Genomic DNA, 3939 nt, shown 5'->3' with positions numbered 1-3939 from the left:
ATAGCCCAGTCCATCCGATTCGATCTCTTCCATCAGCCATTCTTTGATTTGTCCGTCGCTGACTTTTCGCCCATCCACCGTCAACGAGTAACCAGGTATAGGTCTCCCACCGCGGTAGACTCGTGGTTTGGGCTCATGTGTCTGTTGGAAATAGTAAGTGGAACGAGAGACCCCCACAATGCGTAGCACCCGGCTTACAGCGTAGCCTTTGGCTATCCACTTTCTTGCGATGTCTATTTTGTCCGCAAGTGAGGGTTCGCTTTTTTTAACAGGTCACGCAAGATGGACACTTCAAGCGCCTGTTCACCCAAGGTCCGCTTGAGTTGCTCGTTCGTTTTTTCGAGTTCCTTGTTCTCCGTCACCAGCTGTTGATATTCATCTGTCGTGATATTCGTCGAGCCGGTTCCTGTTTTCCCGATCGAAAATCCACCATTCTTATAGAGGCTTACCCAACGGTTCACCACATTCGCACGAATCTCATGTTTGCGAGCAACGATGGACACATTGCCAGTCTCCAAACATTCCTTCACAACCTGTTCCTTAAACTTCTGGGAAAACTTACGTCTGACCATGAACAATCCCTCCTGAGTCTATCCTTCTACAAACATCAGGTCTTGTCCAATTATATAACGGGGCTTAAGAGATCGGGTGGACAGTGGCAAAGAGTGGCCTTTTATAGAACTCTATTGAAAAAGGTACCGGTATATATCCTAGATGAACCTACAGCATCTTTGGATACGGGGAATATTGAGCGCATTTCTCAAGTGATTCGGAGTGTGCCCGCAGAATTTTCTGTTATAATCGTTTCGCATAACGATGAGTTTTTGAAGAATGTTTGTGGTAGGATTTATAACTTAAGCTCCGGCAAACTAAATCTATTAGAGTTTGTCCCTAGGTGATTATGTGCTTTACATTAGGGCACAAGGAATAAGCGTTGATCATACATCCAGGGAGTTGAAAAAATGAAATTGTTTTTCGTTGCCCTATTCTGGAGACTTGCGATAGGCCTTTGTATTTCGATTATTGGGATAATCATCTCTTTAATTACATCGAAATGGTATATTACTGATAATTGGCTTGGGCTATTTGGATTAATTATAATGGCATCGGCCGCTTTACCATTTATAGGTGGGGGTAATGCAGCCGTACAAACCGCTTGGGAAAGACCTAAGTCGTTTATGCAGCAGTTCAAGGAATCGAGAGGATTTTCGAATTCATGGACATTCACAGCTTTTTTGATTGGATTACCAAACTTGATCGTAGCGATGATTGCAACGCATATAACTCATTAGCCGTAACATTGTACGGCCCTACACTACATTGATTTTGAGGAGAGCGTTGTGAAGCGGTTTATCAAAGTTACCAATTTACGCAATCGTATGAGAGCGAATTGTTTGAATTAGCGGCGGCTTTAGTTCAATAAGACATTTTGGTTTTCGTGCAGTTTTGATGCATGTTTGGTGCAATATATCTGCAGAACTCTTGCAGAAAATCCGCGAAAATCGGTGCTATTATAGGGTCAAGGGCAAGTCTACCCAAAAGGGTCATCTTGGGTGCTGAACAGGGGTATTCGTACTTTGTACGAGTGCCTTTTTTCGTTGCCCTGTTATCACCCCATAGGGCTTGCATAACAATCTCCATCCTCTCGAAAAGTGGCGCATGGTCACGTACACCAAAATGCATCACGTCGTCACTCTTAAGCCCCGGTATATAATTGGACAATACCCGATGTTTATAGAACAATAAACTCAGGAGGCGTTGTCCGTGGTAAGACGTAAATTTTCTCAGCAGTTTAAGGAGCAGGTTGTGAAAGAGTGTTTGGAAACCGGAAACGTATCGATTGTGGCACGCAAGCATGACATTCTTTCGAATGTGGTCAATCGTTGGGTGCGCCAGTATCAGAATGGAGGGCTCTCAAACGGGAAGACCCGTGCGGGTGCTACGGTCGTTACGAGTGATGAATATCAACAGCTTGTAGCAGAGAAAAAGGAATTGGAAAAAGCAAACGAACAGCTGAAGAAAACGTTAGGGGAACAAACGCTTGAGGTTTCTATCCTGCGTGACCTATTAAAAAAATCCAACCCTCACTTGCGGACAAAATAAAGATCGCAAGACAGTGGATAGCCAAAGGCTACGCTGTGAAGCGAAAGATGCAGTCATGACGCTAAAAAGCGCACTGTGGAAGAGAAAGCTATTGACAGGTGGACAAGCAATGCCAGTGATTCGCTCAGATAACAGTCCACAGTTTATCAGCAATGTATTTGAAGAGGCGTGCGAGGAACTGAAGATTGAACATGAACGGATTCCGCCCAAAACGCTCAACATGAATGCACATATTGAGTCATTCCATCGTCTGTTAGAATATGACAGATTATCCTCATGTGAATTTGAGACGTATGCAGAGGCATACGAAACGATGGATAAATACATGAGGTGGTACAACAACGAGCGGATTCATTCAAGCATTCACTATTTGTCACCCGCAGAATTCCATCGTGAACATGTGAAAAACGGGTTGATGCCGACAAAGTCGATCCGCGTTTAAAAACACGGGAGAAAATTCTGGATACCGTTGAAGTTGTGTTCGAATCTTAAGTCACTTTTCAAAAGACATCGATTGTCCAATAAGAGGGGGTTGATCCGGTGGTTATCCGTCTTTGAACGTGATAACAATCGTAACTACCAACTACAATCAATTGGCATCGGTTTACAATTCAGCATTACAAACATATGAAATGACTGGCGAAGGGGATCCTTATTCAACAGCATCCGGTTGGTTTGCTGGTAAAGAAGCGCCGGGAGGGGCTTGGGATTATAAGATACAACCAGGTTATAGTCCGTGGGACAAGATTTTTAGCTGCACTACATACCATGGAGTTGAAGATGAAAATTCCGATTGGCTAGGAAACTACAATTATGGATATGTCGGTGAGTACCTCTTTAGTGAAAGTGTACTTTTAACTGCTTCATGGGCAGACGGGGTAATGTCCGGAGATACTGGTGCAAATGAAACAGAAGATGAAAACAATATTCGTTCTGGTTATAGTGATGCTGAAGCATACGCGTAACAAGTAAAAAAGAGGCTGACGTTTCGGGAGCTGGAACGTCAGCCTCTTTAGATTTACCGTTATTATCTTGCTGTTTTTCCAATGAAGTTCATAATGAACATATACGCAATGTAAAAGACAAACAATAGAGCCATGATAAAACCGAATCCAGGCCCCGTAGAATCACCTCTGTACGTTAGAGGAAATATTTGTCCAAAACTAATCATGAAGATTACTGTATAAGGTGCCCAGAGGATGATTGACCAATAAGAGGAGTACTTGAACTTATTTTTGGCGTAAAGAAATATAGCCAATAAAAGTGGCAAAACGATAAAGTCAAAGAGATAGATCAAATGAAATACGTTTCTGCCGTCCCAAGCGCCAAGCCTACTTATTCGATATCCATTAGCGATAAGCTCAAAGGCAATGAAGAACAAAAAACCGTATACAGCACTTACAATATTTACTTTGAACAAACGTTTCATCTAAACAACTCCTTATAAACAAAAGATGTGTAGTCCCCGATAAATGACACCATTATAATTTTTATTCAACCCGGATTTCGACGATTGTGTCCTCATGAACTGGTGTGAATCATTGAAAAGGTGCTCCCCGTATGGCTAAGATGAGTTTGTTGGGAACCACATCTTCGCTAGGAAGGAGCACCTTTTGGGTGAAACAATGTAATCATACACGAAGCCAGTTTGCTCGTAAAAGCTCTACAATTCATACTCGCTACGATTTTGAGGACATCGAACAAGATCCCCTGTTGAAGCTGAAGTTGGACGTGCCGAAACTGCCTGATACGACTCTGTTATATAAGGACCTCAAGCGGCTTGGCTCCGACGCTGGCATCAAGGCGATACGTTCGGCGCATAGACAAATCCTAAGG

Annotated in this window: 8 protein-coding genes; 6 read left to right on the top strand and 2 right to left on the bottom strand. The window is 43.0% G+C overall.

Annotated features, from left to right (window positions below):
* Positions 1 to 233: 233 nt before the first annotated feature.
* Entirely contained in the window at positions 234 to 572 is a 339-nt protein-coding gene (locus J3482_RS19635) for a transposase (protein ID WP_206923021.1), read from the bottom strand.
* On the opposite strand from J3482_RS19635, the gene J3482_RS21950 reads away from it, so the two are divergent.
* The 5 genes from J3482_RS21950 (at position 480) to J3482_RS19610 (ending at position 3068) form a co-directional block, all read left to right on the top strand.
* On the top strand, positions 480 to 899 hold the full coding sequence (locus J3482_RS21950; protein ID WP_369123486.1) for an ATP-binding cassette domain-containing protein: 420 nt from the start codon (positions 480 to 482) through the stop codon (positions 897 to 899). The two genes, J3482_RS19635 and J3482_RS21950, sit on opposite strands and share 93 nt — an antisense overlap.
* A gap of 63 nt (positions 900 to 962) precedes the next feature.
* Positions 963 to 1292: a hypothetical protein gene (locus tag J3482_RS19625; protein ID WP_206923019.1), complete on the top strand. Its 330-nt coding sequence runs from the start codon at positions 963 to 965 to the stop codon at positions 1290 to 1292.
* 472 nt (positions 1293 to 1764) lie between these two features.
* On the top strand, positions 1765 to 2103 hold the full coding sequence (locus J3482_RS19620; RefSeq protein WP_206923018.1) for a transposase: 339 nt from the start codon (positions 1765 to 1767) through the stop codon (positions 2101 to 2103).
* A gap of 109 nt (positions 2104 to 2212) precedes the next feature.
* Positions 2213 to 2545: an integrase core domain-containing protein gene (locus J3482_RS19615; RefSeq protein WP_236018410.1), complete on the top strand. Its 333-nt coding sequence runs from the start codon at positions 2213 to 2215 to the stop codon at positions 2543 to 2545.
* A gap of 118 nt (positions 2546 to 2663) precedes the next feature.
* A complete protein-coding gene (locus J3482_RS19610; RefSeq protein WP_223204365.1) occupies positions 2664 to 3068 on the top strand; it encodes a polymorphic toxin type 44 domain-containing protein in 405 nt (134 codons plus the stop codon).
* Positions 3069 to 3130: 62 nt separating this feature from the next.
* On the opposite strand, the gene J3482_RS19605 is transcribed toward J3482_RS19610, so the two are convergent.
* Entirely contained in the window at positions 3131 to 3532 is a 402-nt protein-coding gene (locus J3482_RS19605; RefSeq protein ID WP_146825019.1) for a hypothetical protein, read from the bottom strand.
* 188 nt (positions 3533 to 3720) lie between these two features.
* Between J3482_RS19605 and J3482_RS19600 the strand changes: the two genes are divergently transcribed.
* Positions 3721 to 3939, top strand: a 219-nt coding sequence (locus J3482_RS19600; RefSeq protein ID WP_206923016.1) for a hypothetical protein, incomplete at its 3' end; no start/stop codon positions are given.

The organism is Alicyclobacillus suci (assembly GCF_017329615.1).
GTDB lineage: Bacteria > Bacillota > Bacilli > Alicyclobacillales > Alicyclobacillaceae > Alicyclobacillus > Alicyclobacillus suci.
This window is presented reverse-complemented; position numbering and strand designations above follow the sequence as displayed.

Coding starts and splice junctions, on each gene's coding strand:
- J3482_RS19615 (WP_236018410.1), top strand. CDS start 2,213: ATGCCAGTGATTCGCTCAGATAACAGTCCACAGTTTATCAGCAATGTA.
- J3482_RS19625 (WP_206923019.1), top strand. CDS start 963: ATGAAATTGTTTTTCGTTGCCCTATTCTGGAGACTTGCGATAGGCCTT.
- J3482_RS19605 (WP_146825019.1), bottom strand. CDS start 3,532: ATGAAACGTTTGTTCAAAGTAAATATTGTAAGTGCTGTATACGGTTTT.
- J3482_RS21950 (WP_369123486.1), top strand. CDS start 480: ATGTTTGCGAGCAACGATGGACACATTGCCAGTCTCCAAACATTCCTT.
- J3482_RS19635 (WP_206923021.1), bottom strand. CDS start 572: ATGGTCAGACGTAAGTTTTCCCAGAAGTTTAAGGAACAGGTTGTGAAG.